This window comes from Calditrichota bacterium, assembly GCA_013151735.1.
Lineage (GTDB): Bacteria > Zhuqueibacterota > JdFR-76 > JdFR-76 > BMS3Abin05 > BMS3Abin05.
The window spans coordinates 1-4159 of the sequence record JAADHR010000142.1 but is presented as its reverse complement, the minus strand read 5'-3'; the positions used below and the strand labels follow the sequence as shown (position 1 = coordinate 4159).

The 4159-nt window shown below is 44.5% G+C and carries 4 protein-coding genes; all 4 read right to left on the bottom strand.

Features of this window, described 5'->3' with window-relative positions:
• On the bottom strand, positions 1-386 hold a 386-nt coding region (locus GXO76_10225), incomplete at its 3' end, for a CDP-alcohol phosphatidyltransferase family protein (protein NOY78230.1).
• A 31-nt stretch (positions 387-417) separates the two neighbouring features.
• Positions 418-1494, bottom strand: coding sequence for a hypothetical protein (locus tag GXO76_10220; GenBank protein NOY78229.1), 1077 nt, complete (start codon positions 1492-1494; stop codon positions 418-420).
• A 355-nt stretch (positions 1495-1849) separates the two neighbouring features.
• A complete protein-coding gene (locus GXO76_10215) occupies positions 1850-3115 on the bottom strand; it encodes a hypothetical protein (GenBank protein NOY78228.1) in 1266 nt (421 codons plus the stop codon).
• A 1-nt stretch (position 3116) separates the two neighbouring features.
• On the bottom strand, positions 3117-3902 hold the full coding sequence (locus GXO76_10210; protein NOY78227.1) for an outer membrane lipoprotein-sorting protein: 786 nt from the start codon (positions 3900-3902) through the stop codon (positions 3117-3119).
• Between the last annotated feature and the right edge of the window lie 257 nt (positions 3903-4159).

Below are 4159 nucleotides of genomic sequence, written 5' to 3'. Positions count from 1 at the left end.
ATCAGAACCAGGCTGACGACCAGCATCCACAGGGGTTGGTCCAATCGATAAAAGTAAAACCCAAGACCAATGAGCACAAAGGCTTCGCTGTAGCGATCGATTGTAGAATCCAGAACCGCTCCAAATGGACTGGCCAGATTGGCAGAGGTGGCCAATTGGCCATCCAGAATATCGAAAAGCCCCATGAGAACAATAAAAATCCAGCCCACTGCCATGTGATTTAAAGCCAAAGCAATACCGGCCAGCAATCCCAACGGGAGAGTGGACAGCGTAATCAGATTGGGGGTAATTTTTGTTTTCATCAAAAGGCGCGTCACCCAGTGCATTTTTTTGACGAACCGCTTTTCCAGGCTGTCGGGCAAAATCCCATTCGGGGAGTCGGACATCTTTTCCCTCTCTACGCTTGTGGTCGTTGTTTCATTGATTTTCCAGTGATAATGAAATGGATTTCACACTGGAACCAAGTACCTGTTGAATCAGTTGGCCGGCATTTAGATGATCAAACCGGGTCTTTTTTAATCGCAGCGCAATGACAATCAGCAGTACAATCGGGAACGGATAGTCAATGGAGTCAATATTCTCGTCAGAAACAGCCTGATAAATGGGATGCATAATATCCATTCCCTTAGCCTGAGCTTCCACAAACAGCTCTTCCAGATCATCTATTGTAACAATTCCCAACCTCTGAAACAACATAAGTAGGTAGCGAATGGAGTTGGGATCATGCTGAATGGATGTTTTCTGAAAACCAATTTCCCGGGCCTGTTGTACGATGGACTCAATGGCATCCCGGTGGGTCTCAAAAAAATGGTCAAGGGTCAGGGCATTGATCTTCACAGATGAATCCCCGGCTTTGTATTTTTTCAGTTCTTCTCGCGCCCGAGCCTCCAGTTTTTTCTTAATGGAAAGGAATTGATTGTCCGCCAATTCAAACAGGGCACTTAATCGAAAAATCTCTCTCTGGACATCCTGGGGAATTTGCTCAGCTGTTTTGTAGCGAATTTTGTGGTCGATGGCAGCCCAGGCATGTTGAGCTACGGTTCGAATTTGAACCTCAAAAAGAATATTCTGGAATTTTTCCAATGCGTGAAAATACGGTTTATCGGGGGACAAAGAAACTTTGTAGTGCAGGGACGAATACCCGAATTGATCCGGGGAACGATTGTGAGATTCGTACTCCGAATTTTTGGCGTGAACTGTAAATTGCTGCTCCACAAGTCTGGCAATTTCGTACACATCTTCGTTGTAATACGTAATGAGCCGAATTCCGACCAGATCGGCGAAAGTTTGTCCCTTGTACCGATCCGACGCAATGAGCCGGTACACCTTGTCCAAAAAACTGGGCAGGGATTTGACTCGGGTTTCAATCTGCAAGAAACCAATATTATTTGAAGTTAAGAGCGCTTCAAACAAATTTTTCAGTTCCTTTGTTAGCGCTTCGTACGTTAAATAATTTCTTTGGTATTCGGTAATGAGCTCAACAACCTTTTTCACATTCTTCCTCTACAAGATTTTTTGCTACAGATTCAATCGGACACCGGTTGGTATGAAAACATCTTGTTTCCCCCCTCTTGGAGCTGTATCACAAGTTTAAAACTACAGTCGTGAAACTCATTTTCATAAAACTTGTCATTGCGAGTGCGCCGTCCCTCGACAAGCTCGGGAACCGCGGCGCACGAAGTTGAAAATGCGCCATTGGCGTGCAATCCCATTATTTACAATATATTATGAGATTGCCTCGTCGCTCATTCTTCGCTCCTCACAATGACAAGTATTTATTTTTTTCCGAAAAAAGAACTTTTGATACAGCCCCAGGGGAAAACGACTTTATTCAAAGTCTTTGTTCAATTTAAAAACTGTACTTAATTTTCGTGTAAATCATGTCGTTATCATTGTACTGCCCAAACATGCCTTCGGAGCCGGTGAAAATGTTGGCCCCCAGCAGGACATCGAATCCGTCTGCCAGGCTGTACGTAATTTTAGGTCGAATCAGAGAGGCCTGGTTATTGAAATCGTAGTACATGAAAAACGACAAATCCAGCGTTTCATTTAAATACGTTTTCGATGCCAAAAATGTGGCCATGTTCTGGTACTGATCATTCTTGATATAATCGTTGTAATCCAGAATGGCCTGCTGAATAAACTGGACGCTGGTGTGTACATCGAAAATCGTGTAGTCCAACCCCAGGAGGTAGTGCAGATAATCCTTTTTCACGGTTCCGTCCACAAGCTTGGGATCGGTGGAATTAAAATACTTTCCGGTGTAGTAGGCCCCTTCTCCCCGCAGCACAAACGGACCCAGCGTGGTACTGAAACTGCCACCGCCAATCGTCAAACGATGGTGCTCGGGGTACACGGTCAACCCGACCAACTGGTGTGTTTGCGGATTGATTTTTTTGTACACATGCATGGTAGGATCGTCGTCCCAGGCGTAGGCTGCCATCACCTCGAAATCCACAACGCCGGTTAAAGCCGAAAATTTGGCAAAAACCTCACTGTTGTCCAGAGAGGGGGTTACTTTTTCCCGCGAGTGGTCAATCGTCACGCGATTTAAAGGCACTGGAAAGGGCGGCATTCGGAACCAAATGGAGCCCTGCGGGGGGAATTTGGTTGGAATGAATGCCGGCAGCCACACCAGCTCAAACGTGTTGTCACCGATGTAATAATCGGCTTTTACGCCGGTCACACCCATTCGGATTTCATCAAAATCCCGCAGCAGAAATTCCGTCAGGTCTTTGGGGGAAACGATATCTGTAATGAACACCCCGTCCGCCTTCCCCCAGATAATTTGCTGCTTCCCGATCCGGAGATCCATCGAATTGAAATAGATATCCAGGTAGGCCTCCCGCAGCCCGATTTCCGGGTGTTCGCTGTCCTCGTTCGGGTATTGGTACATGTACGGATTCACTTTAAAAGCCACCTGGCTGGTTGTTTTTTCCACATTCAGATTAAACGTATTTTGAATGATGGAAAAATCATGGTTTCCGTGCAGGAGAACCCCGGTATAATTTCGGGCGTAACCGGTTAATTTAATTCCCTGCGCCTGAAGGCTTCCTGCAAATACAAGGAGTAAAAAAACAATGCCCATTTTTAGAATGCGATTTCTGTTTCTCATTTTATAACCCTCGCTTCATCATCCGTTCGGTGAACATATTGTTTTTAATTCCACTGTTAATCTTGATGTTGCTTAATTTCATAATGGTTTTGTGATTGGATTGCACGTTGTCCATTTGTACGTTTTCAATAATCCAATACCCCTTGATGTTGTCATATTTTTTAATGTGCAGGATTTTCAGATACTCTCCGTCTTCATCCCAGAACTTTTTCTGCAGCCCAATCCATTTGTCCTTAATCACCCAGGTAATGGTTTTGGAATACATATAATCTTTATTTTTGGGATGGCTTTCGATGACGTAGCAATCTTCTCCATTGAGCTTTTCTTCTCTTAAAATCTTGTGGATGTCATCCGTGGGTTTGCGGTCGCCCAGATCATCGTACGTAAAATCGGAGCCCATAAAATAATCACTTTTGCTATCACTGGAAATCCGCTTCACCTTTTTCAAAGCCGGCAGATAAATCCACTGGTCATCCTCTTTGTTCGGGTCGTCGTAACTCCAGTTCATGAAAGACGTGTTACGCACGTCGGCTGGCTTAACGAAAAACATAATTTTCTTTTCTACCTTTCCGAAATCCTTGATGTACTGGTGGATTTCGCGAATGCGCTGATTGCCGCTGGAGCTAATCAGCACCATGGTCAAATCGGCTTCCATCTCTTTGGGAGACGGCCGGTTGTAGACCTTTTCCATAATTTGCAGCCCGGTTAATTTTGTCTGGGAGAATCCCAGTCCCGGCACCAGCATCAACACAGCCAAAATGGCCATTTGCATTTTTTTTAGTCTCATTTTGGACCTCCTTTTTTAATCGTTTTAGAATCAACTTGCTCGTTAACCCTTTCCTCCGCCCTCTCTTTGCTCACAAAGGGAGGGCGAAAGAGGAAATTCAAGGAAATTGGGGATTATCTCCGCTTTTTCCTATCACCGGGAAAATTCGGTTAATTCTGATTTTTCTTCTTAAAATAAATATTTGACATGTACAGAATCACAAACATAATGGTTACGGTTCCGACAAAACTGGTAAACATATTGAGCGAAACCAGGGC